This is a genomic window from Enterobacter quasiroggenkampii (genome assembly GCF_043972695.1).
GTDB classification, from domain to species: domain Bacteria; phylum Pseudomonadota; class Gammaproteobacteria; order Enterobacterales; family Enterobacteriaceae; genus Enterobacter; species Enterobacter quasiroggenkampii.
In genome coordinates this window covers 1,162,136-1,184,521 of record NZ_CP143745.1, presented here as the reverse complement: position 1 = coordinate 1,184,521, position 22,386 = coordinate 1,162,136, and the positions used below count along the sequence as shown (strand labels likewise).

19 protein-coding genes are annotated in these 22,386 nt (G+C 61.7%); 8 read left to right on the top strand and 11 right to left on the bottom strand.

Going from position 1 to position 22,386, the window contains the following annotated elements; genetic code table 11:
* Positions 1-77: 77 nt before the first annotated feature.
* Positions 78-980, top strand: coding sequence for a LysR family transcriptional regulator (locus V1572_RS05645; protein ID WP_223539968.1), 903 nt, complete (start codon positions 78-80; stop codon positions 978-980).
* On the opposite strand, the gene V1572_RS05640 is transcribed toward V1572_RS05645, so the two are convergent.
* On the bottom strand, positions 967-1,446 hold the full coding sequence (locus V1572_RS05640; protein ID WP_014882392.1) for a carboxymuconolactone decarboxylase family protein: 480 nt from the start codon (positions 1,444-1,446) through the stop codon (positions 967-969). The two genes, V1572_RS05645 and V1572_RS05640, sit on opposite strands and share 14 nt — an antisense overlap.
* A gap of 101 nt (positions 1,447-1,547) precedes the next feature.
* Between V1572_RS05640 and V1572_RS05635 the strand changes: the two genes are divergently transcribed.
* The gene (locus V1572_RS05635) at positions 1,548-2,936 is read left to right on the top strand and encodes a PLP-dependent aminotransferase family protein (protein ID WP_252077618.1); all 1,389 of its coding nucleotides are present in this window, start codon (positions 1,548-1,550) and stop codon (positions 2,934-2,936) included.
* Positions 2,937-3,022: 86 nt separating this feature from the next.
* On the opposite strand, the gene V1572_RS05630 is transcribed toward V1572_RS05635, so the two are convergent.
* Entirely contained in the window at positions 3,023-3,184 is a 162-nt protein-coding gene (locus tag V1572_RS05630) for a DUF1127 domain-containing protein (RefSeq protein ID WP_022650337.1), read from the bottom strand.
* Between the two features lie 176 nt (positions 3,185-3,360).
* Between V1572_RS05630 and V1572_RS05625 the strand changes: the two genes are divergently transcribed.
* A complete protein-coding gene (locus V1572_RS05625; RefSeq protein WP_111967172.1) occupies positions 3,361-4,776 on the top strand; it encodes a PLP-dependent aminotransferase family protein in 1,416 nt (471 codons plus the stop codon).
* A gap of 91 nt (positions 4,777-4,867) precedes the next feature.
* Here V1572_RS05625 and V1572_RS05620 read toward each other — a convergent pair whose 3' ends face one another.
* Positions 4,868-5,989 (bottom strand): JmjC domain-containing protein, encoded by a 1,122-nt coding sequence (locus V1572_RS05620; RefSeq protein WP_395299770.1) that lies wholly within the window; start codon positions 5,987-5,989, stop codon positions 4,868-4,870.
* A gap of 135 nt (positions 5,990-6,124) precedes the next feature.
* A complete protein-coding gene (locus tag V1572_RS05615; protein ID WP_024909504.1) occupies positions 6,125-6,727 on the bottom strand; it encodes an ATP-dependent Clp protease proteolytic subunit in 603 nt (200 codons plus the stop codon).
* 283 nt (positions 6,728-7,010) lie between these two features.
* On the opposite strand from V1572_RS05615, the gene V1572_RS05610 reads away from it, so the two are divergent.
* Positions 7,011-7,628 (top strand): response regulator transcription factor, encoded by a 618-nt coding sequence (locus V1572_RS05610; protein ID WP_048028672.1) that lies wholly within the window; start codon positions 7,011-7,013, stop codon positions 7,626-7,628.
* 3 nt (positions 7,629-7,631) lie between these two features.
* Here V1572_RS05610 and V1572_RS05605 read toward each other — a convergent pair whose 3' ends face one another.
* From V1572_RS05605 to V1572_RS05585, 5 genes are all read right to left on the bottom strand, one after another.
* The gene (locus tag V1572_RS05605) at positions 7,632-13,214 is read right to left on the bottom strand and encodes an ATP-binding protein (RefSeq protein WP_395299769.1); all 5,583 of its coding nucleotides are present in this window, start codon (positions 13,212-13,214) and stop codon (positions 7,632-7,634) included.
* A 9-nt stretch (positions 13,215-13,223) separates the two neighbouring features.
* Positions 13,224-13,604 carry a response regulator transcription factor gene (locus tag V1572_RS05600; RefSeq protein ID WP_008501346.1) on the bottom strand — a complete coding sequence of 127 codons (381 nt, stop codon included), beginning with the start codon at positions 13,602-13,604 and terminating at the stop codon, positions 13,224-13,226.
* Positions 13,605-13,624: 20 nt separating this feature from the next.
* Positions 13,625-13,888: a XapX domain-containing protein gene (locus tag V1572_RS05595; RefSeq protein WP_395299768.1), complete on the bottom strand. Its 264-nt coding sequence runs from the start codon at positions 13,886-13,888 to the stop codon at positions 13,625-13,627.
* Positions 13,885-14,106, bottom strand: coding sequence for a DUF1427 family protein (locus tag V1572_RS05590; protein WP_024909508.1), 222 nt, complete (start codon positions 14,104-14,106; stop codon positions 13,885-13,887). The genes V1572_RS05595 and V1572_RS05590 overlap by 4 nt, the downstream gene beginning before the upstream one ends.
* A gap of 61 nt (positions 14,107-14,167) precedes the next feature.
* Complete coding sequence (locus V1572_RS05585) at positions 14,168-14,854, bottom strand: hydrolase (protein WP_008501349.1); 687 nt, start codon at positions 14,852-14,854, stop codon at positions 14,168-14,170.
* 218 nt (positions 14,855-15,072) lie between these two features.
* Between V1572_RS05585 and V1572_RS05580 the strand changes: the two genes are divergently transcribed.
* From V1572_RS05580 to V1572_RS05565, 4 genes are read left to right on the top strand one after another with little or no spacing between them, the layout of a single operon-like run.
* Positions 15,073-16,944, top strand: coding sequence for an amidohydrolase (locus tag V1572_RS05580; RefSeq protein ID WP_395299767.1), 1,872 nt, complete (start codon positions 15,073-15,075; stop codon positions 16,942-16,944).
* Positions 16,944-17,351 carry a DoxX family protein gene (locus V1572_RS05575; RefSeq protein WP_229226427.1) on the top strand — a complete coding sequence of 136 codons (408 nt, stop codon included), beginning with the start codon at positions 16,944-16,946 and terminating at the stop codon, positions 17,349-17,351. The genes V1572_RS05580 and V1572_RS05575 overlap by 1 nt, the downstream gene beginning before the upstream one ends.
* On the top strand, positions 17,348-18,967 hold the full coding sequence (locus V1572_RS05570) for an MFS transporter (protein ID WP_248272797.1): 1,620 nt from the start codon (positions 17,348-17,350) through the stop codon (positions 18,965-18,967). The genes V1572_RS05575 and V1572_RS05570 overlap by 4 nt, the downstream gene beginning before the upstream one ends.
* A gap of 30 nt (positions 18,968-18,997) precedes the next feature.
* Positions 18,998-19,819, top strand: a complete 822-nt coding sequence (locus V1572_RS05565) for an alpha/beta fold hydrolase (RefSeq protein ID WP_032675870.1) — start codon at positions 18,998-19,000, stop codon at positions 19,817-19,819.
* Here the strand turns inward: V1572_RS05565 and V1572_RS05560 are convergent.
* Positions 19,782-21,203, bottom strand: coding sequence for an MFS transporter (locus tag V1572_RS05560; RefSeq protein ID WP_395299766.1), 1,422 nt, complete (start codon positions 21,201-21,203; stop codon positions 19,782-19,784). The two genes, V1572_RS05565 and V1572_RS05560, sit on opposite strands and share 38 nt — an antisense overlap.
* A gap of 50 nt (positions 21,204-21,253) precedes the next feature.
* Positions 21,254-22,342 carry a cellulase family glycosylhydrolase gene (locus tag V1572_RS05555; protein WP_196347062.1) on the bottom strand — a complete coding sequence of 363 codons (1,089 nt, stop codon included), beginning with the start codon at positions 22,340-22,342 and terminating at the stop codon, positions 21,254-21,256.
* Positions 22,343-22,386: the final 44 nt, after the last annotated feature.

Below are 22,386 nucleotides of genomic sequence, written 5' to 3'. Positions count from 1 at the left end.
GACCAGTCTGTCACGTCTTCTCCGTTGCGATAATCCACGCTATGCTGCAAAGGTTGTTTCGATTTTCAGGATAATCTATGCATCGTTCAGGTCTGACAGAGCTGGAAGTGGTGATGGCGGTGGTGCGGCGCGGCAGCTTTCGCGGCGCAGCGCAGGAGCTGGGGATGTCCGCCACGGCGGTCAGTAACGCCATCGCCGGGCTGGAGAGCCGCCTTGAGACGCGGCTTTTCAACCGCACCACCCGCAGCGTGGCGCTCACCGACGCCGGGCAGCGCTACGTTGCGCGCATTGGCCCGGCGTTGCAGGAGATCCGTCTCGCTGGGGAAGAGATCCACAGTGACACCGGGGAACCTGCCGGCACGCTACGGCTGAACGTGCCGAACCATATCGGCACGCTGTTTCTGGACCAGCTGCTGATCGACTACATGATCCGCTACCCGAAAATGCGCGTGGAAACGGTGAGTGAAGCGAGGATGATCGACATCGTCGCCGAAGGTTATGACGCGGGGATCCGTCTCGAAGAGTCCGTTCCGCAGGACATGATCGCCGTGCCGCTGACCGGTGAGATCCGCCAGCTCGTCACCGCCACCCCGGACTATTTCGCCCGTCACGGCATACCCGAGACGCCGGACGATCTGCTTTCACATCAGGGGATCGGCATGCGTATGGCGCACGGTGGGATCTACCGCTGGGAGCTGGCCCGTCGGGGGGAAACGTACGCGCTTGCCGTGCCGCCGCGCTTTGCGACGTCCGATCTTTTTGCCTCGATCCGCGCCGTGAAAGCGGGATTAGGGGTGGGATTTTTACCGGAACTCTATATTCGGGACGAGCTGAAAAGCGGGGAGCTGGTGAGCGTCTTAAACGACTGGACGCAGCCGTTTGCCGGGCTGCGCCTGTACTACCCCGGCCATCGCCACATCCCGCCAGGGCTGCGGGCGCTGGTGGCGATGATCCGCGAGCGCGGAATTATTCCAGGTTAGCTTTATTCAGCCCGTACGCCGCATCCAGCGAACCGGGCGCCATGCGGGAGGTGATCCCCAGACGGTTCCAGGCGTTGATCGCCACGATGGCGAAGTTCAGCTCTGAAATCTCCACGTCCGAGAAGTGCTCCGCCACGCTGCGGTACAGCGCGTCACTCACCCCGTGAACGCCAATCTGGGTCAGCGCTTCGGTGAAGGCCAGCGCGGCTTTTTCACGGGCGCTGAACAGCGGGGACTCGCGCCAGGCCGCCAGATGGTACAGGCGCAGTTCGCGCTCGCCGGCGATTTTCGCTTCTTTTGAGTGCATATCCAGACAGAACGTACAGCCGTTCAGCTGCGACACGCGAATGTCGATCAGGTGCTTCAGCGCCGGATCGATGGAGGTTTTTGCTACCTCCATGCTCAGGGCAGACAGCGCGTTGGCGAGGGCAGGTGTAACTTTATGGTGGTTAACGCGAGTGCTCATGGTCTTTCCTCTTTTTGTGCGGCATATGCCGTGCGATGAGGCAAATCTACGCCGTTCATGACATAGTAAAAAGATACAAAAAGCGTGAAATGAGGTAGGACATGAAGCCGGGCTATCACGAGATTTATTCCCGCTACCGCGACAACATCATGCGCGGCGTGCTGAAGCCGGGCGACAGGGTGCCTGCCATTCGCGTGCTGGCGGAAGAGCTGAAGGTGGCGCGTAAAACCGTCGAAACGGCGTACGCCATTCTGACGGGTGAAGGGTATCTGGTGAGCCAGGGCGCGCGCGGCACGCGGGTTAACCCGGACTTACTGCTGCCGGATAAGGGTGCCCCTGCGGAGCAGCCCACCGGAGCGCTTCCGGCCTCGCTCATCAGCCAGCGCGAGCGGGCGGGGTTTCTGCGCCCCGGCATCCCCGCCCTCGACAGTTTTCCGTATAAAAAATGGCTGCTGCTGGCAGGCCAGGCGACGCGCGCCATGCGACAGGAGGAGATGCTCAACCCGCCCGTTCTGGGCTGGTATCCGCTGCGCCAGGCCATCGCCAGCTACCTCAACATCTCGCGCGGGCTCTCCTGCAGCGCCGAACAGGTGCTGATCACCAGCGGCTACAGCGGCAGCCTGCGGCTGATCCTCGACACCCTCGCCAGCCGCAGCGACAAGGTGGTGTTTGAAGATCCGGGCTATTTCATGGGCCAGCAGCTGCTCAAGCGGATCGTGCCGCGCCTGCACACCGTGCCGGTCGATCGCTGCGGCATCGACACGGACTACCTGCTGCGTCACCATCGCGACGCCCGTTTTGCCATCGTCACCCCGTCACACCAGAGCCCGCTGGCGGTGACGCTCTCCCTGCCGCGTAAGCAGCAGCTTCTCGACTGGGCCAGCCAGAACGAGGCGTGGATTATCGAAGACGATTACGACGGGGAGTTTCACTACACCCGCAAGGTGCTGCCGTCGCTGAAAAGCCTCGACCATCACGACCGGGTGATTTTTATGGGCACCTTCAGTAAAACCATCATGCCGTCGCTGCGCATGGGCTACGTGGTGATGCCCGCCAGCACCGTCGGAGCCTTTACCGACTGCGCGGACATCACCACCAGCGGCCAACCGGTGCTGACGCAAAAGATCCTCACCGCGTTTCTCAACGAAGGGCATTTTTTCCGTCATCTGAAAAAGATGCGCGCGCTGTATCAGACCCGCCGCGACTGGATGATTGCCGCCCTGCAGGAGGTGTATGGCGATCTGTTTTTCACCGAGCAAAACGACGGTGGGATGCATATCGTGGCGTTCCTGACCAAAGGAAGCCGTGACCGGGAAGTGGCGCGCTGCTGGCAGGAACAGCAGCTGCAGGTCAATGCGCTCTCGGAGTGGTATCGCGGGTCGGGCAAACGTTACGGGCTGGTGATGGGCTATAACAACGTGCGGTCGTATCAGGAGGCGCTGGATTTACTGGAAAGGCCGAAGCGGCAGACGTTTGCGCTGTTGCGCTGAAAATCGCCCGGTGGCGCTACGCTTACCGGGCCTACGGGATCGAGTAGGCCGGGTAAGGCGCAGCCGCCACCCGGCGACGACGTGGATCACACATCATATCGCGATAACCCAACGTCCTTGAGTTGCTCGTCGCTCATCTGGCTCAGGATGCGGCGGGTGCGGTTAATGCGATACCAGTTACGCAGCGTTTTTGCGATCCAGACAAACACAATAAACGGACGTTTTGAACGATTCTCGTAGAATTCCATGATGCTCTCCTCACTGTGTCAGTGGGGTTATCATCCCGGAAATCCACCCGTGCAATACAGATGCAAAAACAACTTTTGTTTAACATACAGATCCGCTAAAACAGTATCTGCATGGCAATTTTCGCAGCAATCTGTACTGGTTTTATAATCTGTATGGTGAAAACAAAGGATACAGCATGACACGCTACCAACATCTGGCCAATCTTCTGGCTGAACGCATTGAGCAAGGGCTGTATCGCAGCGGCGAACGTCTGCCGTCGGTGCGCACGCTGAGTCAGGAGCACGGCGTGAGCATCAGCACCATACAGCAGGCCTACCAGATCCTCGAAAACCTCCAGCTGATCACGCCTCAACCGCGCTCCGGCTATTTTGTCTCACCGCGCAAAGCCCAGCCGCCCGTCCCGGCGATGACGCGCCCGGTGCAGCGCCCCGTGGACGTTACCCAGTGGGATGAGGTGATGATGCTGCTGGACGCCCGCGCCGACAAAGAGATGATCTCCTTCGGCGGCGGTTCGCCGGACATTAACCAGCCGAGCCTGAAGCCCCTGTGGCGCGAGATGAGCCGCATCGCGCAGCATAACCCTGGCGAGATGCTGAGCTATGACGTGCTTGACGGGCGTCTGGAGCTGCGCGAGCAGATCGCCCGCCTGATGCTGGACGGCGGCTCCACCGTTTCGGCAAGCGACATTGTGATCACCAACGGCTGCCACGGCGCGCTGTCGATCGCCCTGCTGTCGGTATGCAAACCGGGGGATATCGTGGCGGTGGAATCGCCGTCGTTTCACGGCACCATGCAGATGCTGCGCGGGTTTGACATCAAGGCGATTGAAATTCCCACCGACTCTGAAACCGGGATCAGCATCGAAGCGCTAGAGCTGGCAATGGAGCAGTGGCCAATCAAGGCGGTGATCCTGGTGCCCAACTGCAATAACCCGCTCGGGTTTATCATGCCGGAGGCGCGGAAAAAGCAGGTGCTGGCCCTCGCCCAGCGGCACGATATCGTGATTGTCGAGGATGATATTTACGGCGAGCTGGCGGCGGAGTACCCGCGCCCGCGCACCATTCATTCGATGGATATCGACGGCCGCGTGATCCTCTGCAGCTCGTTTACCAAAACCGTGGCGCCGGGCCTGCGCGTCGGCTGGATTGTGCCGGGACGCTACTATGACCGGGTAATGCACATGAAATACGCCGCCGGCGGATTTAACGTGCCGGGCACGCAGATGGCGGTGGCGGCGTTTATTCGCGACGGTCATTACCATCGCCACGTGCGCCGTATGCGCCAGATTTATCAGCAGAATATGGAAACCTACACCTGCTGGGTGCGGCAGTATTTTCCGGCAGAGATTTGCGTCACGCGCCCGCAGGGCAGCTTCCTGCTGTGGATTGAGCTGCCGGAGAAGGTCGATATGGTGTGCGTCAGCAAACAGCTGTGCCGGCTGAAGATCCAGGCCGCGGCCGGGTCGCTGTTTTCCGCCTCCGGGAAGTACCGCAACTGTCTGCGGATCAACGTGGCGCTGCCGCCGACGGAGAAACATCGCGAGGCGCTGAAAAAGCTGGGTGAAGCGATTGTGATTGCGATGGAGGAGTAGTGTTTTGCCGGGTGGCGGCTTCGCCTTACCCGGCCTACGTTCTTGCCGTTGTAGGCCCGGTAAGCGCAGCGCCACCGGGCAACAGGCTGCACTACTCGTCGAAGTACCAATACCCCTGGTTAATCAGCCCGGTGAGCTCCTCGACAAACGCCGGGTTTTTCAGCGCATCGCCCAGCTCGGCCTGACCGAGTTCGGTGTAGCGGCACAGCGCATCCGCCGCCTTCGCGTCTACCGTCTCCAGCTGTTCGCTGTTGATGAAGAAGCTGCCGTTGATGTTCAGCACGCGCAGGCCGCTCAGGCGAGACAGCGTTTCACCACCCTGCAGCGCGTCCAGCACCTCCTCCGGCGCGTACGGCGGCTCGGCGGCGGCGATATCCAGCTCGTGGCGCGGCGTGGAGACAAAACTGCCGAACCATTTTGTGAAATCATCGGGCTTGCCGATCATGTCGATCATCATCTGACGAATGCGATCGAGCTCGTACTGCTCCACGCGGCCCGGGTGTTCGCGGCAGGTCAGATCCGGATCGCTGTAGTGCTCGCCGCCCAGATCGTTTTCCAGCGCATAATCGGCGAAGCTGCTGATCAGATCGCGGCCGTTTGGCCCACGGAAGCCGACGGAGTAGTTAAGCGCCGTTTCATGGGTAAAACCGTCGTGAGGGAATCCAGGCGGAATATAGAGAATATCGCCCGGCGCCAGATCTTCGTCGATGATCGGCTCGAACGGATCCACATGCAGCAGCGCCGGATGCGGGCAGAACTGACGCATCGGCAGCTTGTCACCCACGCGCCAGCGGCGGCTGTCCATCCCCTGAATGATAAACACGTCGTACTGATCGATATGCGGACCCACGCCGCCGCCCGGCACGGAGAAGGAGATCATCAGATCGTCCAGACGCCAGTCCGGCAGAACGCGGAACGGACGCACCAGCTCCGCCGCGGGCATATGCCAGTGGTTCACCGCCTGCGCCAGCAGCGACCAGCCGGTTTCGCCCAGATCGTCAAAGTGCTCGAACGGACCATTGCTGGCCTGCCATTTACCGTTGAAATGGCTCACCAGACGGCTATCGACCTCCGGCTCCATCGCCAGACCCGCCAGCTCGTCCGGTGTAATCGGGTCGACAAAATTCGGGAAGGCATTTTTCAGCACAACGGGTTGCTTTTGCCAGTATTTCTCAAGAAATTCCGGCCAGTTCAGGTTCAGTTGATACGCCATGGGTAGCACCAGTGAGAAGGGAAACAGGCGCGATTATAGGCAAGAAGGCAGAGGGGGAACTTGTCATGGGTCAAACCAGCACGTGTAGGTCGGGTAAGGCGAAGCCGCCACCCGACACAAACACGCCGCGAAAACTTAATCCAGCTTCAGCTCGTCATAGTGGGTAATCAGTTTACCCACGATACCGTAGTCCAGCGCTTCCGCCGGGGACATCCAGAAGTTGCGGTCGGTGTCTTTTTTTACTTTTTCCAGCGGCTGGCCGGTAGCGTCGGCGATCAGCTTGTTCACGCGATCCAGCATACGGATGATCTCGCGCGCTTCGATCTCAATATCGGTCGCCTGACCGCGCACGCCGCCCAGCGGCTGGTGGATCATGAAGCGGGTATTTGGCAGCGAGTAGCGGTGCTCTTTTTTCGCCGCCAGGAAGATGGTGATCCCGGCGCTCGCGACCCAGCCGGTGCCGATCACGTGCACTTCCGGGCGAATGAATTTGATGAAGTCGTGGATGGTGTCGCCCGCTTCCACGTGGCCGCCCTGGCTGTTGATGTACAGCTTAATCGGATCGTTGCTGACGCTTTGCAGCAGGATCATCTGGGTGATCACTTTCTGCGCCAGCTCCTGGTTGATCTCACCGGAGATCACAATCGAACGAGACTCCAGCAGTTTTTGCTGCAGAGCGCCCGCGCCGTTTGACCCTTCCGCTTTTTCCTTGTCGCTTTCTTTCAGTGTGTAGTGCATTGTTATTTCCTCAGCTTGTCGCGCTCAAAACCAGAGTGTAGCCTGTTTTACCGATCAAAGTCCTCACCGACAAATCACGAGGGAGCTTATGCGCATTGCCTATGTTGCACGCGTTTCGTTCCTTCACCGCCGCGCCCGGATCGCTATACTTCATATGATTATCATATTGTTAAATGATAATTATATTTAATGTGTTAAGATGAAAGTCAGCATAAACAGTCCCTTACGTCACTCCTGGGGGCTGTTTGCATCCTCGACATGTAAAACAGCACCGGGGCGGTGAATGGAACACATTGTGTATGTGGTTGATGACGATGACGCAGTCAGACAGTCCGTAATCGGGCTGCTGGAATCCGCAGACTTAAACGCCATCGGCTTTTCATCGGCAGAAGCGTTTCTTCAGCACCGCTTTGAAGAGCTCCCCTCGTGCGTGGTCCTCGATATGCAGATGCCCACCATCTCGGGTTTTGAGGTGGCAGATGCCCTCAAGGACAGCGGGCGTGAAATCCCGATTATCTTTCTCACCGGCCACGGCACCATCCCGATGTCGGTGCGCGCCATAAAAGGCGGCGCTTACGAATTTCTCACCAAGCCCGTCGAATCCACCGCGCTTATCGACGCCATTGAGTCCGCGCTGCAGCTGGCGGAAAACAACGCCGAGCGCAATAAAGAGCACTACGCCCTGAAGCAGCGCCATCTCTCCCTCACGCCGCGCGAACACGAGGTGCTCACGCTGGCGATAAGCGGCATGCTGAATAAGCAAATTGCCGCCGAGCTGGGCGTCAGCGAGATCACGGTGAAAGTGCATCGCCGCCGCGTAATGGAGAAAATGCAGGTGCGCTCCGTGGCTGAGCTGGTCAGGGCCGTTGAGCGCCTGACCAAAAGCCAGCCTGCGGAGTAACGTTTACCCTTCCTGTACCGCCAGCGGCAGCGCAAAGGCAAACACCGTGCCGTAAGGCTCCCGGCGGCGCGCGCTCAGCTTCCCGCAGTGGCGCTCAATGATGCTGGCGCTGATGGTCAGCCCCATCCCCATCCCCTGTGGCTTTGTGGAGTAGAACGAGTCAAAAATCTGCTCCAGCCGCTCGGGCTCAATGCCGCTCCCGGTATCGGCGATCTCAACGATCGCTTTCCCGTCCGCGTTGCTGGTGCTGAGGGTGATGGTGCAGGCGCGATCCTTCACCTCGGCCATCGCCTCAACGGCGTTCATCACCAGGTTAAGCAGCACCTGCTGGATCTGCACGTTATCGCCAGTGATAAAGCTGTCCTGCGCCTTCAACAGGTAATCAACGCTAATGTGTCGCTGCTCCAGCTCGCTGCGGGAGAGCGCGATGATATGGTGGATCAGATAGTGCAGATCGATGCGCGAGAAGGTGGGATCCTGCTTGCGCGTCAGGGACTGGATGCTGCGAATGATCTCCCCCGCCCGCGCGCCTTCCGCGGCGATCTCTTCCAGCCCTTCCCGCACTTTATCCAGCCGGGCCGGCTCCCGGCTGAGCCAGCGCAGGCTCGCTCCGGCGTTAGAGACGATCGACATCAGCGGCTGGTTGATCTCATGGGCGATGGAGGAGGTCAGTTGCCCGACGGTGGTGGCGCGGGACACCCTCGCCAGATCCGCCTGCGCCACCCGCATGGCATCCTCCGCGGCGCGCTGGCTGGTGATATCGGTGATGATGCCGTAATACTCGTTCACCTCGCTGCCCACGCCAACCGGATCGCCAATCCCGAGGATATAGCGCGTTGAACCGTCGGTACGCTTCACCCGAAACTCCGCGCGCATGGAGAGCCCTTCGCGCACGCTCTGCGTGACGATGGTGCTGATGCGGGCATAGTCGTCTTCATGGACGAAGGTCAAAAACTCCGCCATGGAGATCATCTTTTGCTGCTCGGGCAGGCCGAGGATGCGGGCGTACTCCTCCGAGACAAACATCAGATCCTGCTCCAGCTCCCAGCGCCAGCTGCCGGTGTGGCTGATCTGCTCGCCCAGCATCAGCGAGGTCTGGCTGGCGCGCAGCTCTTTTTCCACCCGACGGCGCTGGATGTTCTCCCCCAGCAGCTCGGCGTACAGCCGCGCCGTCTCCAGGGAGACCGCGGCCTGCGCCCCCAGCAGGCTCACCACGCGAGAATGCTCGGCGGTGAAAACCTCCGGCATCAGGCGGTTTTCCAGGTAGAGCACGCCCACCAGCCGCGCCTGTTTGAACATCGGGACGCACATGACGGCCGCTCCCGAGGTCACCAGATAGGGATCCTGGCTGAAGGGGTGAAACTCCTCCGGCTTACCGGTGCGGATCTCCTGCCCGGTGCGGATCACCGCCGCCAGCACCGACAGGGGCATGTCGGTCGCCGTCGGCACGTCTTTCAGAATCCGCACCCGCACGCCTTCGGTGCTGGTCCAGGCGCTGGCCTCGATCTCCGGGATCAGGTTATCGCTCACGCGAAGCAGCAGGCCGCGCTGCGCCCCGGCGCGTTCGAGGAGGATCGTCATCAGGTTTTCAATTAAGCGCTCGAGGTTGATCTCTTCAGACAGCGCGCGGGAGGCTTTGATGACGCTCTGCAGATCGCGGATCGTCTCGTTCTGGGCGAACGCCACCGTGTCATAGGCGCTCGCCTGCCCGGAGGCCAGCAGATGCGGGAAATCCTGCTCCAGCTGGCGCACCTTGGCCTGCGCGCCCGCCCGGCCCCAGGCGGCAATTGCGCCACGGAAGTGTGCGTCCGAGGCGGTTGGATAGCCGCAGGCCAGCGCAAAGCGGCCCGCCAGCTCGTGAGCCAGGGCATTAATCGGATTAAACCCGCCCTCGCGGGAGAGCCGGACCGCCTTCTCGTACTGCTCAAGCGCGATGCTGTTCATCCCGTCCAGACGCACGATTTCGGCGTAGATCAGCGCCTCTTTATCCGCGAACGTGCCGGGATTAATGCGCGCCCAGAGGGCGATTTTGTCATAGTGGGCGTGAATGCTGCGGCGGTGGTTCGCCGAGAAGGTCTCCGGCGTTAACTGACGCGAAAGCGCCAGCGCGCTGTAAAGATGGTAATCCAGCAGATGGATGTGCCCTGGCGCAGACCACGCGTACCACCCCGCCATCTCCAGATCCGCCTGCGCGTCGGCATACTCCCCACAGGTAAAATGCGCCATGCCGCGGTAGAGCCAGTACCAGAACAGCATGGTGGAGGTCTGCTCCGGTGCCTGCTCCGGCGACGCGGGCAGCAGCGCCTCCGGCAGCACCTGCGATGCGGTCCAGGTGCCGATAACCGGCGTGCGCAGGAACTCTACGTAGCCGCGCTGGACCATCAAAATGGTCTCCACGTCCTGGAAGTGGGTTTTACGCACGAACGCCAGGCCGCGATCGATGCTGGTCAGCACCCCGTCCAGGTGATCGCCCCGGGAGAGGAAATTAATGACCTGGTGGCAGGCCGCAAAGCAGGCCATCGTCATATCCCCGTGGGTCACCGCCGAGGTAAAGCAGGCCTTCGCGCACTCGATGGTAAACGATAAAGGCTGGGTCCAGACGCTGAGCTGGTCGAGCGGCAGCAGGGTTTTAGCTTCGAATGCGTCGTAGCCGTGGCGATTCACCAGTTCGCGGGCCAGCGTGCCGTACTGGAAGCCGAGGCGATACTCGGCGTAGCGGTGGCCCATCAGCACGCCAAACCAGGCCATCGCCGTGGTGGAGGCGCCGGTAATACCGTGGTCGAGCGTCAGGTGCATCATGCGGCAAAGCAGTAAAAAGTGCAGGCGCGGACAGATGAAGCTGGCGCAAATGCTGGCGCTGTAGAGCAGGTTCATCACCGCTTCGGTTTCCGGGTTATCCATCCGCGAGAGCGGGGCAAACAGGGTTTGCGGCGCGTCGCCCGCGCGGTTACAGAAGTGTTCCCAGGCCTCGTCGCAGTCGGCATCTTCCGGATAGCGGCCGATCTGAATACCAAAGACCCCCAGCCAGCAGAGCGCCGCCTCCAGCGCCAGACGGCTGTCCGACTGGCGAATGTACACTTCCACCAGCAGATTGGCCGCCAGCGCCTTTTCGGTCAGCCCGCCGGGGCACCCGAGAATGGCGTCACACAGCTCGCGGGTGCGCGCCAGGTGCCCCAGCGCAAACTCGCAGCCCGCCTCTTCGATATCGAGCATAAAGTCTGACACCGTCCCGGCGTTGCCCAGCGCTCGGGCTGTCTGGATATAGCTTAGCGCCGAGAGATAATCCCCCGAGCGTTTCGCGCGTCGCGCGGCCAGCAGGCTCAGCTCGCGGAACATCTGGCGCTGCGGGGCAGGCTGGATGCTGTCCAGCGCGGCCGTGACGTGATGTACGGCGCGGAACAGCAGCTCGTTCCCCGCCGCCTGCCGCGCGGCGTCGGCCAGCAGGCTGGCGGTGGTCAGATGAAGATGGCTTTTCTCATGCCGATCCAGCAGCGCAAAGGCGGCCTCCTGCACCCGGTCGTGGGTGAAGGAGTACGCTTTCTCCGTCAGCACGATCAGCTGCGCCATGACCGCCGGATGCAGCGCGTAGCGCATTTCCGCCATCGATATACCAACCACGCGGCAGATCATCTCCATTTCGCCCGTGCCGCCGAGGCAGGCAAGGCTGCCCAGCAGGCGACGCGTCTCGTCGGGCAACTCTTCCAGCTTCTCCAGCACCAGGGTGACGACGTTTTCGGTGTAATGCCGGGCGCGGATCGCCTGCAGATCGTAGTGCCACTTGTCCTGATATTTGTTGTGCACCACCAGCCCGTCATCGACGATGCGGCGGAAAAATTCGTGTACAAAGAGCGGGTTGCCCCCGGTCTTTTCATGGATCAGCGTGGCGAGGTCGGTCGTCGCCGTGCTGCGGGTACGAAATACCGTCCCCAGCCAGCGGGACACGGCTTTGACAGAGAGCGCCTGCGGGACAATTTCGCTCGCGTGCTGTGCCGCCTCCGGCAGGCTCGCCAGCTGCTGTTGCAGTGCGGGTTCGGACAACGAACCGATGTCGCGGTGCGCCACAACCACCAGCAGCGGGATCGCACCGCAGTTCACCAGCAGGTAGTTGAGCGTATGCAGGCTGGCGGCGTCGCTCCACTGGAGATCGTCGAGTACCAGCACCAGCGGGCAGCCCTGCGAGGCAAAGGTTTTCACCAGCGCCAGCACCATATGGCTGAAGCGCGCCCGGGCATCAATGGAAAACGTATCCGCCGGGAAGCGCGGCTTGCGCTCAAGCAGCAGGCCCAGCTCGGGCACGAGGCTCACGGCCAGCGCCTCGTGTCCTTCCAGGGCGCGAGAAAGACGGATTTTCCATTTCGCCACCTCGTCTGCTGGCAGGCCCAGCAGGTGCAGGGTCAGGGGGCGGAATGCGGAGCTTAATACGCCGTAGGGTAATGACGGTGAAAACTGATCCACTTTGCCCACCGCCAGCAGCACCGTACGCTGCTGGAGCGTTTTTAACGCCGTCGCAATGATGGAGGATTTGCCGATCCCCGACGGCCCGCCGATGGTCACCAGCTCCGGCACGCGGTTCTGCCCCACCCGCTCAAACGCGGCAATGACGTCATTCGCCTGCGGATGCGTCGCGAACAGCGAGTCCGCCAGAAGAATCGCCGGGGTGCGGTCCTGCTGGCCGGGGGTAAAGGCAACGATCTCGCCCTCACCGGTCAACGTCGCCTGGCAGCGGCGGAGGTCGGCAATCAGCCCGTCAACCGTCTGGTAGCGGTTATCGGGGTGCTTCTCCAGCAGCTTCAGGATGATGGTCGACAGCATTCCCGGCACGTCCGGGCGTATCGCATCCGGGGCCAGCGGTGCCGAGGCAATATGGTAATGCGCCCAGTTGGTCCGATCGTCCTCCCCCAGTTCAAACGGCAGGCGTCCGGTCAGGAGTTCATACAGCACCACGCCGAGGCTGTAGAGATCGCTGCGACCATCGACGGGGCGCTGGGTGCGGGAGGTGTGCTCCGGGGACATATACGCTGGCGTGCCGCCTGAAATGGCAAGCCGGGTCTGCGCGAAGGCGCCGGAGAGGCTGCATGAAAGGCCAAAGCTGCCCAGACGGCAGGTGGCATCGTGATGAACAAAAATATTGCCGGGCTTGATATCGCCGTGGATCAGGTTTTGCAGATGCATCTGGCGCAGAGGAACGCAGATCTGGATCGCCAGCTCGATAAAGCGCGCGATCCCCGAGATCGCTCTGCCCGCGCGCCGCGCCAGCAACTCAAACGAAAACGGGGCGTACACCAGCGCGAAGCGTCCCCGGTACTGGGTGGACGCGACGGCGCGTATGGCCCAGCTGTCCTGCAGCGCGTCACGCAGCGCAAACTCGTTTTTCAGCAGCCGGGTGGCACGCTCTTCCTCTTCATCGCTGACCGCGGTGGCGATAATGAACGAGCCGCCGGAATGAGGATGTCGCGCATGCATCCAGGCAATTCCGCCCTCCTGCGCCAGCACGGTAAAAATCACATCCTCTTTAAGGACAAAAACCCGCCCCTGGTGAAGATTTCCCTGGGCGGGCCAGAATGCAGGCTGCTCGTGTTCGTTCATCCGCGATCCTTATTGTCGGCGGGCCAGCTCCCGCTGAATATGATCCAGCAGAATATCGATGTTAATCGGCTTACGCAAAAAAGCAGCGGCGCCCAGACCGAGAGCGTACCGCTGCATATTTTCATCAGCATGACCGGAGATAAAAAGCACGGGCGGAGGCGGTACGGCCAGCAGCCGCAGCTTGTCAAACAGCTCAAGGCCGCTCATGCCCCGGAGCTTGATATCGGTGATCACCAGCGCCGCGCCGGACAGGGCAAGCGGATGGCTCAGAAATACCTCTGCCGAATCAAACGTGTCGGTTGAATAGCCTTCCGACTCCAGGAGATTACTCAACCCGCTGCGGACGGAACGTTCGTCATCAATGATGGCAATGCGCCACGGCAGCGTCATGCTGTTATTCCTCTAACCAGTCATTTAACGTTGCGAGGGTCCTTCGCGGGCGCAGGGGGCGCCGTGCCGCTGATTTTCGGTACGCATTCGTGACGAAACCAGGCGAGGGTGAGCGGTTCGCGACTCAGTAAACGTCGTCCCACCGGGATAAGCTGTTCGCCCACCAGCATGCCAAACAGGCCTAGCAGGGCGACAACCGGCGGTGCCGGGGAATGGACGTCGAGCAGAGCGTAAATTACCCCAGCAACTACGCCGCACACCAGCGAAATTATCCATGCTTTCATGATGACGCTCCCGTCTGCGATGCCGCCTGCGGAACGGTCACCTGAGGAGGTGGGGCGCCGTCGCGGGATAAGAGATGGCGCGTCGCCTGTTCACCCGCCAGCATCCCCAGCAGACCAATCAGCGCCAGCGCGGGCGGCGCGGGGGAGCGCACCTTCAGCACGGCATACATCAGGCCAATCAACACGCCTGCCGCAAGGGATATCAGCCCAGTACTCATCGTGAACTCCAGAGAAAGAGGCAGCGGCGAGCCGGATGAGGGACCAGCCCGCCGACGGGACTTAGCGAGCCGGGACCGGCGCTAAGGTGCGGTGCTCGCTCTTCTGGCGAGACGGCGCTTTATGCACCATGGTGTAGGCGTAATCCACGCCCATGCCGTACGCGCCGGAGTGCTCGCGCACGATGTCCATCACCGCGGTGTAGGTCTCTTTACGCGCCCAGTCGCGCTGCCACTCCAGCATTACCTGCTGCCAGGTCACCGGGATCACGCCCGCCTGGATCATGCGCTGCATCGCGTAGTCGTGGGCTTCTTTGGAGGTACCGCCGGACGCATCCGCCACCATATAAATTTCGTAGTCGCCTTCCAGCATCGCGCACAGGGCAAAGCTGTTGTTGCACACTTCGGTCCACAGACCGGCCACCACGACCTTCTTCTTGCCGTTGGCCTTCAGCGCATCGCGCACCTTCTGGTCGTCCCAGGAGTTCATGGAGGTACGCTCCAGAATGTCCTGACCCGGGAACACGTCCAGCAGCTCAGGATAGGTATTGCCGGAGAAGCTTTCGGTCTCTACGGTGGTGATGATGGTCGGGATGTTGAACACCTTAGCCGCTTTCGCCAGCGCCACGGTGTTGTTTTTCAGCACCTGGCGGTCAATCGACTGCACGCCAAACGCCATCTGTGGCTGATGATCGATAAAGATGATCTGACAGTTCGCAGGGGTTAACACTTCGAGCTTTGAAGAGGTCATAGCATTTTCCAGTGGTTAAGGGTAGAAATCGCCGCGAGCACCGCGGCGATAAAGTCACCCTCATCCTGCGGTTTTCCTTCTCCGCGCGTAATTATCTCTTCGTATAGTTAACCTTAGGTATAGTTATACTTTGGTATACCTATCCTATTGTATAACTGGATCTTTGCCGAAACCGGTTCCCATAATCCTGACCATTCCCCTCTCAGTCAGGAGCAGTTATGGTTACCCTCGGTAAAGCCGATCTCATTCTGGTTAACGGCCAGTTTCATACCGTCGATCGCGAGAATCCTGTCGCGGAAGCCGTTGCCGTGCGCGACGGAAAATTTCTGGAAGTGGGTACCGTCGCCGAGGTGATGCAACACCACGGCGACGCCACCAAAGTAGTGGATTTGAAAGGCCACACCGCCATCCCTGGCCTCAACGACTCGCACCTGCACCTGATCCGCGGCGGGCTGAACTACAACCTCGAGCTGCGCTGGGAAGGCGTGCCCTCCCTGGCCGACGCCCTGCGGATGCTGAAAGAGCAGGCGCTGCGCACCCCGTCGCCGCAGTGGGTGCGCGTGGTGGGCGGCTGGACCGAGTTCCAGTTTGCCGAGCGCCGCATGCCAACCCTCGACGAAATTAACGACGCCGCGCCGGATACCCCGGTCTTCATCCTGCACCTGTACGACCGCGCCCTGCTCAACCGCGCCGCGCTGAAGGTGGTCGGCTACACCAAAGACACGCCAAACCCGCCGGGCGGGGAGATCCAGCGCGACGCCAACGGCAACCCGACCGGGATGCTGATTGCCCGTCCGAACGCCATGATCCTCTACGCCACACTGGCCAAAGGGCCGAAGCTGCCGCTGGAGCAGCAGGTCAACTCCACCCGCCAGTTCATGCGCGAGCTCAACCGTCTGGGGCTGACCAGCGCCATCGACGCGGGCGGCGGCTTCCAGAACTACCCGGAAGATTATGAGGTGATCGCCGAGTTGCACGCGAAAAAGCAGATGACCATCCGCATCGCCTACAACCTCTTTACCCAGCGCCCGGGCCACGAGCTGGAAGACTTTGAAAAATGGACCGACATGCTCACGCCGGGCCAGGGCAGCGACTTCTTCCGCCACAACGGCGCGGGCGAGATGCTGGTCTTCTCTGCCGCCGATTTTGAAGATTTCCTCGAACCGCGCCCGGATCTCGCGCCGGGCATGGAGGACGAGCTGGAGCGCGTGGTACGCCATCTGGTGGAGCACCGCTGGCCGTTCCGCCTGCACGCCACCTATAACGAATCCATCAGCCGCATGCTGGACGTGTTCGAGAAGGTGAACCGCGACATTCCGTTCAACGGCCTGCACTGGTTCTTCGACCACGCGGAAACCGTGTCACAGGCCAACATCGACCGCATCAAAGCGCTCGGCGGCGGCATTGCCGTCCAGCACCGCATGGCCTTCCAGGGCGAGTACTTTGCCGAGCGTTACGGCATCGAAGCCACCCGCCACACGCCGCCGGTGGCGAAAATGCTCGAGACCGGCGTGCCGGTGGGCTTAGGGACGGACGCCACCCGCGTGGCGAGCTACAACCCGTGGACCGCGCTCTACTGGCTGGTCTCCGGCCGTACCGTCGGCGGAATGCAGATGTACGACCACAGTGCCCGTCTGGATCGCGATACCGCCCTGATGCTCTGGACCCAGGGCAGCGCGTGGTTCTCCAGCGAGCAGAACCAGAAGGGGCAGATTAAAGTCGGCCAGCTCGCCGACCTGGCGGTGCTGAGCAAAGACTACTTCCGCGTGCCGGAAGAGGAGATCAAGGGCATCGAGTCCGTTCTCACGGTGGTCAACGGCGACATCGTCTACGCCGCGGGCAGCTTTGGCCCGCTCGCGCCGCCGGCCATCCCGGTCCTGCCCGAGTGGTCCCCGGTGGTCAAGGTGCCTGGCCACTACCGCAGCGCGCCGCCGCAGGCCGCACGCGTGGGTATGAGTGTGGCTCACCACTGCAGCGGCCCGTGCGGAGTTCACAGCCACCAGCACGATTTCGCCCGCACGTCAGCGATGCCGGTGTCCGACGATAACGCTTTCTGGGGGGCGCTGGGCTGCAGCTGCTTTGCATTCTGATGAAAAACACTACCATGCCGCCCCGGATCGACCTGGGGCTGTTCTTCCTGCGCCTGACCGGCAGCCTGCTGCTGCTCTACGTGCACGGCCTGCCGAAGGTGCTGCACTTCAGCGAAGAGCTGATGCGCATTGAAGATCCGTTCGGCTTCGGGCCTTACGCGAGCCTGATCCCGGCGATTGTCGCCGAGGTGATCTGCCCGCTGTTGATCATTGCGGGCGTCTACACCCGCCTGGCGTGCCTGCCGATTATCGCCGTGCTGCTGGTGGCGATGCTGGCGGTCCACCCGAACTGGTCGATTGCCGAAGGGCAGTTTGGCTGGCTGCTGCTGATTATCTTCACCACTCTCGCCCTCACCGGGCCGGGTCAGTGGCGGCTGCAGCGTAAGGCAACGGAGAGGTTCGCATGACCCAGGTTAACGACGTTCGCGACGCACACGTCGAGACGACGCCCGCACCGACGGTTTCACCCTGGCAGCCGCTGAGCCAGCCGGTGTTCCGCATGCTGTGGATCGCCACGGTGGTCTCTAACGTCGGCTCATGGATGAGCGACGTCGGCATCAACTGGAGCATGCTGACCCTGAGCGCCGACCCGCTGGATATCGCGCTGGTGCAGGCGGCCAGCAGCCTGCCGATGTTCCTCTTCGCCCTGCCGTCCGGGGTGATGGCGGACATCGTTGACCGGCGTAAATACCTGCTCTTCTCCCAGCTGTGGGTGTTCATCGCCGCCGCCGGGCTGACGGTGCTCTCCTTCACCGGACACGTCACCCCCACCGTGCTGCTGGTGGCGACGTTTCTGCTGAGCGTAGGGGCGGCGATGAGCTCGCCGCCGTTCCAGGCCGTGGTGCCCGATCTGGTGAGCAAGCCGGAGCTGGGCGCCGCCGTGGCGCTGAACTCGCTCGGGGTGAACATCAGCCGGGCGATTGGCCCCGCGCTGGGCGGTTTCCTGCTGTCGCTCGCCGGGCCGTGGATGGTGTTTGCCCTGAACGCGCTGTCCGTGGTGGGCGTGGCATGGGTACTGTGGCGCTGGCGTCCGGCCCCGTCCATTCAGCGTCTGCCGCCGGAGCACTTCTTCTCTGCGGTGCGCACCGGCATCCGCTACGTGCACGCCGCCCCGGTGCTGCGCAACGTGCTGGTGCGCACGGTGGCCTTCTTCGTTTTCGGCAGCGCGGGCTGGGCGCTGCTGCCGCTGGTGGCGCGCCGCGAGCTGGGCCTGGGCCCGGCGGGCTACGGCGTGATGCTGGCGTGCATTGGCCTGGGGGCGATTGCCGGGGCGATCCTGCTGCCGCGCCTGCGCCAGCGGCTGAACGCCGACCGCCTGATGGTGGCCGCGAGCCTGGTCTTTGCCCTCACCATGCTGGCGCTGGCGTTTGTGCGCCACGTCTGGCTGCTCAACCTGTTTGAGTTCTTCACCGGCTTCGCGTGGATTGCGGTGCTTTCAACGCTGAACCTCGGCGCCCAGCGCAGCGCCGCCCGCTGGGTGAAGGCCCGGGCGCTGGCGGTCTACCTGACGGTGTTCTTCGGCTCGATGACCACGGGCAGCGCGATCTGGGGGCAGATAGCCTCCCGGTTCGGCACCCCGACCGCGCTGGTTGTCGCCACGCTGGGGATGGTGCTGGCAAGCGCCACCGTGTTCCGCTGGAAGCTGGAGAAAGACCCGGAATTGAACCTCGACCTGAGCGGCCAGCCGCTGGACGGCGTGGAGATCGACCTGCCGAACGAGCGCGGCCCGGTGCTGGTCTCGCACGAGTACATCATCGACCCGCACAACACAAAAGCCTTCCTGGAGGCGGTACACGAGCTGCGCCGGGTGCGACGCCGCGCCGGGGCGATGAGCTGGGCGGTATACGAAGATATTGAGCGCCCCGGCCTGTTTATCGAGACCTTCCTGATGGGCTCCTGGATTGAGCATCTGCGCCAGCAGGAGCGCCACACCATGAATGACCTCCTGCTGCAGAGCCGCGTTCTGGCTTTTCATCAGGGCACAACATCACCGGCAATTCGTTATCTGGTCGCGCCGGTATAACCATAACCATCACCTGCACAGGAACACACTATGGCAACGTTTAAGGCAAAAGACGGCACGCAGATTTACTACAAAGAAGGCGGCGCGGGCAAACCGGTTCTCTTCAGCCACGGCTGGCCGCTGGACGGCGACATGTGGGACAGCCAGCTGAACTACCTGGCCGAGCGCGGCTTCCGCGCCATCGCCTTTGACCGTCGCGGCTTTGGCCGCTCGGATCAGCCGTGGAACGGTTACGACTACGACACCTTTGCGTCCGACATTAACGACCTGATCACCACCCTGGACCTGCAGGACGTGACGCTGGTGGGCTTCTCCATGGGCGGCGGCGACGTGACCCGCTACATCAACAACTACGGCAGCGCGCGCGTGGCCGGTCTGGCGCTGCTGGGCGCGGTCACGCCAATCTTTGGCAAATCCGACTCCTTCCCGCAGGGTGTGGATCAGAGCGTGTTCGACGGCATTCGCGACGGACTGCGTAAAGATCGCGCCCAGTTCATCAGCGACTTCGCCACCCCGTTCTACGGCACCAACGCCGGACAGACCGTTTCCGCCGGTGCCCTGACGCAGACGCTGAACATCGCCCTGCTGGCCTCCCTGAAGGGTACCATCGACTGCGTGACCGCCTTCGGCGAAACCGACTTCCGCCCGGATATGGCGAAAATCGATGTGCCGACGCTGGTGATCCACGGCAGCAACGACCAGATCGTGCCGTTTGAAAGCACCGGCAAGCTGGCGGCAGAGATGATCAAAAACGCCACGCTGAAGGTGTACGACAACGCGCCGCACGGCTTCGCGCTGACCCACCAGGACCAGCTCAACGAAGACCTGCTGGCGTTTGTGAAGTCGCTGTAATTTTCTGTAGGCCGGGTAAGGCGCAGCCGCCACCCGGCGCTTTCGCAGACGCGTTGCGCTCCGCCAGCAGCCGACAAATCTCCGCGTGCTTCTCCTCGGTAAAGGTAAAGCGCGACATAAAGCCCATGCGGATCAGCGAGCCTATTGCCGGCAGCAGGCAAATCCCGAAGAACAGCCCCGACAGCACGCTCTCGCTCTGAATTTGCGCCTGCGGCACGTAGCCAATCATCGTCAGTAACACGCCGATGAGCCCGCCGCCTACCGCCACCGACATCTTGCCGGTGAAGGTCTGCCCGGAGAAAGTGATCGCCGCGCAGCGCTTGTGGGTGTGGTACTCCGCGTACTCGATGGTGTCGGCAATCATCGACGAGGTGAGGATGTTGGTCATCATCACGAACAGCGTGCTCAGGCCGAGCAGAATAAACAGCATCGTCACCTGCTGATAGCCGACAAACCACATCACCACGCGCACCGCCACGTCCAGCCCGCAGAGGATCATAAACAGCTTCCGCTTCTGCATCCGGCGCGTCAGCATCGGGGCAACCAGGCACAGCACCGCCGCGACAATCCCCATCACGCCAATCGCCATCTGCAGGCTGCCGTCGCCCAGGTTGTTGATAAAGAAGTAGATATACAGCCCGCCCGCCACGTTGTGAAACACGCAGAAGAAGAACGACAGCAGGACGATAAACAGCGGCTTGTTCTGGCGCAGGTTGTGGAAGGTGTCGCGGATGGTCACCTTTTCCGGGCTCGGCGGCACGCGCTCTTTGATCTGCATAAAGCCGTTGAGCATCAACGGCAGGCCCACCAGCATCATCACCAGCGCCGCCATAAAGTAGCCTTTGTCATTGCTGTACTGGGCGAAGTAGGCCGCCAGCTTCGGGAAGAAGATGTTGGCGCAGGCAATCCCGGCGTTCACCCCGAGCATCGCCGCTGTCACCGCGCGGGTGCGCTGCCCGGAGTCGTTGGTCATCACCGACGACATAGACCAGAACGGGATATCGGAGATGGCGTACAGCGTCCCCCACAGGATATACGTCACCCCGGCGTAGAGGATTTTGGTGGTCATGTCCGCTTCGATTTTATAGAACGACAGCAGCGTGACGCCGGTGATCAGCAGCGGGGCAATCAGCAAAAAGTGGCGAAACTTGCCGAACCGGCTGTTAATGGTGTCCATGATGCTGGCAAACAGCGGATCGTGAACCGCGTCCCACGCGCGGGCAATCAGGAAGATGGTGCTCGCCGCCAGCGCCGAGATCCCCAGCACGTCGGTGTAAAAATAGTTAATAAACGAACCCACTAAACCAAAGCTAAAACACTGACCTAAACCATAACCAAAATAAGACCACAGCTCGCGAGACGGTATTTTCATTGTCGTTGCCATTGTTATATGCCTGCCTGGTTGCCCGGCGGTGGTCCGCCGGGTCGATATTATTAGCCCTGAACTTTCGGGGCGATCTTGCGCAGCTGCTGCATTAATGCGATTTCACGGCGCGAGAACGGAATGCCGTTCTCCTCAAACACGTCGTGGAACCAGAGGCGGCAGTAGTCCGTGGACTCCTTCATCACCACCGGCCACGGCAGCCACGTCTGGGTTTTGCCGCGCACCAGCCCCCACTGGTACGGCGCGACCTTCGCCGCGTACATCAGCGGAAGCTGCTCTTCGATGGTGCTGCCCACGTGGCGCGCCAGCCATTCGGTGCAGAACAGCGGGCGACCAGGCTGTTGCAGCTGCTGGATAATCGCCGTCATGCGCCCGGTGTGGGTGTAGGCGTGGAAGCTCACCACGTCCGAGAGCGCCAGCGCGGTCTGGTCCAGCGGATGCTGGAAGAACGTCTCGCCCTCCTCTTCCGGCGGCAGGCGCCACGCGCAGACGGTGAGCGGCTGGGTTGGATCTTCTTCACGCACCCACTGGAATGCGAGCTTCATCAGCGCGTGGGCGCAGGTCTCCAGCTTCGCGTCGTACTGCACCTCCTGCGTGCCCGTCGCGAAAATGCCGCGGTTACCCGGCTCGTTGTAGAGATCCCACAGCAGCACGCGCTTATCCTCGCGGAACTGGCGCACAACGTCGCGGATATAGCGCTCAATGTCTGCCCAGCAGTCCGGATCGCACACCTTGTCGCGCCCCGGGCTCGCCGCCGCCTGGCTGTTGTGCTTGCCCGGCACCGGCGGCTTTTGCGGGCCGAGGTACGGCTCGTCGCCCGAGAAGCCGCAGTCGTCCATCAGGGTCAGCATGGTGCTGAACCCGTGGCCGTCGGCAATCGTCAAAAAGCGGTCGATGCGCGCCATCAGCCCGTCGCGATCGTGCTCCCAGACGATAAACGGCAGGTTGATGCGCAGGGTGTTGTAGCCAGCCTCCGCCGCCCAGCCCAGCTCGCGGTCAATCGTCCCGGCGTCGAAGGTCTCTGCCTGCCAGATATCGGTCCAGTTCACCGCCGTCGACGGCAGATAGTTAAACCCGCACAGCCAGCCCTTCTGCTGATACCACGCCTGTGCCTGCTCCCTGCTCCACTGCTCTTTCATTACGCGTCCTCTTACTGATAATATTTAGCTAATAAATATTAGCT

Bases quoted from the DNA above. Each gene is read 5' to 3' on its own strand.
- V1572_RS05645 (WP_223539968.1), top strand. From the start codon at position 78: ATGCATCGTTCAGGTCTGACAGAGCTGGAAGTGGTGATGGCGGTGGTG.
- V1572_RS05640 (WP_014882392.1), bottom strand. From the start codon at position 1,446: ATGAGCACTCGCGTTAACCACCATAAAGTTACACCTGCCCTCGCCAAC.
- V1572_RS05635 (WP_252077618.1), top strand. From the start codon at position 1,548: ATGAAGCCGGGCTATCACGAGATTTATTCCCGCTACCGCGACAACATC.
- V1572_RS05630 (WP_022650337.1), bottom strand. From the start codon at position 3,184: ATGGAATTCTACGAGAATCGTTCAAAACGTCCGTTTATTGTGTTTGTC.
- V1572_RS05625 (WP_111967172.1), top strand. From the start codon at position 3,361: ATGACACGCTACCAACATCTGGCCAATCTTCTGGCTGAACGCATTGAG.
- V1572_RS05620 (WP_395299770.1), bottom strand. From the start codon at position 5,989: ATGGCGTATCAACTGAACCTGAACTGGCCGGAATTTCTTGAGAAATAC.
- V1572_RS05615 (WP_024909504.1), bottom strand. From the start codon at position 6,727: ATGCACTACACACTGAAAGAAAGCGACAAGGAAAAAGCGGAAGGGTCA.
- V1572_RS05610 (WP_048028672.1), top strand. From the start codon at position 7,011: ATGGAACACATTGTGTATGTGGTTGATGACGATGACGCAGTCAGACAG.
- V1572_RS05605 (WP_395299769.1), bottom strand. From the start codon at position 13,214: ATGAACGAACACGAGCAGCCTGCATTCTGGCCCGCCCAGGGAAATCTT.
- V1572_RS05600 (WP_008501346.1), bottom strand. From the start codon at position 13,604: ATGACGCTGCCGTGGCGCATTGCCATCATTGATGACGAACGTTCCGTC.
- V1572_RS05595 (WP_395299768.1), bottom strand. From the start codon at position 13,888: ATGAAAGCATGGATAATTTCGCTGGTGTGCGGCGTAGTTGCTGGGGTA.
- V1572_RS05590 (WP_024909508.1), bottom strand. From the start codon at position 14,106: ATGAGTACTGGGCTGATATCCCTTGCGGCAGGCGTGTTGATTGGCCTG.
- V1572_RS05585 (WP_008501349.1), bottom strand. From the start codon at position 14,854: ATGACCTCTTCAAAGCTCGAAGTGTTAACCCCTGCGAACTGTCAGATC.
- V1572_RS05580 (WP_395299767.1), top strand. From the start codon at position 15,073: ATGGTTACCCTCGGTAAAGCCGATCTCATTCTGGTTAACGGCCAGTTT.
- V1572_RS05575 (WP_229226427.1), top strand. From the start codon at position 16,944: ATGAAAAACACTACCATGCCGCCCCGGATCGACCTGGGGCTGTTCTTC.
- V1572_RS05570 (WP_248272797.1), top strand. From the start codon at position 17,348: ATGACCCAGGTTAACGACGTTCGCGACGCACACGTCGAGACGACGCCC.
- V1572_RS05565 (WP_032675870.1), top strand. From the start codon at position 18,998: ATGGCAACGTTTAAGGCAAAAGACGGCACGCAGATTTACTACAAAGAA.
- V1572_RS05560 (WP_395299766.1), bottom strand. From the start codon at position 21,203: ATGGCAACGACAATGAAAATACCGTCTCGCGAGCTGTGGTCTTATTTT.
- V1572_RS05555 (WP_196347062.1), bottom strand. From the start codon at position 22,342: ATGAAAGAGCAGTGGAGCAGGGAGCAGGCACAGGCGTGGTATCAGCAG.